This is a genomic window from Frankia sp. AgKG'84/4, from assembly GCF_023242965.2.
Taxonomy (GTDB): Bacteria; Actinomycetota; Actinomycetes; order Frankiales; family Frankiaceae; genus Frankia.
This window is the reverse complement of sequence record NZ_JALKFU020000818.1, coordinates 1-1,023: the sequence shown is the minus strand read 5'-3', so window position 1 is coordinate 1,023 and position 1,023 is coordinate 1. Positions and strand designations below refer to the sequence as shown.

1 protein-coding gene is annotated in these 1,023 nt (G+C 75.0%); it reads left to right on the top strand.

Annotation, left to right across the window (positions count from 1 at the left end):
* Nucleotides 1-1,023 (top strand): radical SAM protein (locus MXD58_RS25435; RefSeq protein ID WP_250610207.1); only part of this gene is annotated, 1,023 nt, incomplete at both ends.

Genomic DNA, 1,023 nt, shown 5'->3' with positions numbered 1-1,023 from the left:
GGCGTCGGCCGTCGGGGCCGAGAGCGGGCCGGCGGCTCCGGTGCGCCGGCGGCTGACGTCCGGCCCGGTCGCCGCGCTGAAGATCTCCAGTGGCTGCGACCGGCGCTGCGCGTTCTGCGCGATCCCGTCCTTCCGCGGCTCGCACGTGTCCCGGCCCGCGCCCGACGTGCTCGCCGAGGCCGAGTGGCTGGCCCGCGAGGGCGCCCGCGAGCTGGTGCTGGTCAGTGAGAACTCCACCTCGTACGGTAAGGATCTCGGTGACCTGCGGGCGCTGGAGAAGCTGCTGCCAAGGCTGGCGGCCGTGCCCGGCGTCGTCCGGGTGCGAACGGTCTACCTCCAGCCCGCCGAGCTGCGTCCCGCGCTGCTGGAGGTGCTGCTGAGCACCCCCGGCCTCGCGCCGTACCTGGACCTGTCGTTCCAGCACGCGAGCCCCGCGGTGCTGCGGCGGATGCGCCGGTTCGGCGGCGCCGAGGACTTCCTCGACCTGTTGCGCCGCGGTCGGCGCCTGCTGCCCGAGCTCGGCGCGCGGTCGAACTTCATCGTCGGCTTCCCCGGCGAGACGGAGGCGGACCTCGACATCCTGGCCGACTTCCTGGTCGAGGCGGACCTCGACGCGGTCGGGGTGTTCGGCTACTCGGACGAGGACGGCACCGAGGCCGTGGACCTCGCGGGCAAGCTCGACGACGACGAGATCGCCGGGCGCCTCGCGCACATCACCGACCTCGTCGAGCAGCTCACCGCCGCCCGGGCGCTGCAGCGTCTCGACAGCCGGGTCGAGGTGCTCGTCGAGGAGGTCACCGACGGGCTCGCGCACGGCTGCGCGGGGCATCAGCAGGCCGATGCCGACGGCGCCTGCGTGGTGCGCCTGCCGCGGCCCGTGGCGGCCGGCGGCGGACGTCCCAGCGTCGCAGTGGGTGATCTGGTCGAGGCGCGGGTCGTCGCCACCGAAGGCGTCGACCTGATCGCCGAGTTCACGAGCGTGCTCGACGCCGCCTCCCGGCTCGGCCCGACCGGCCCCGGCGC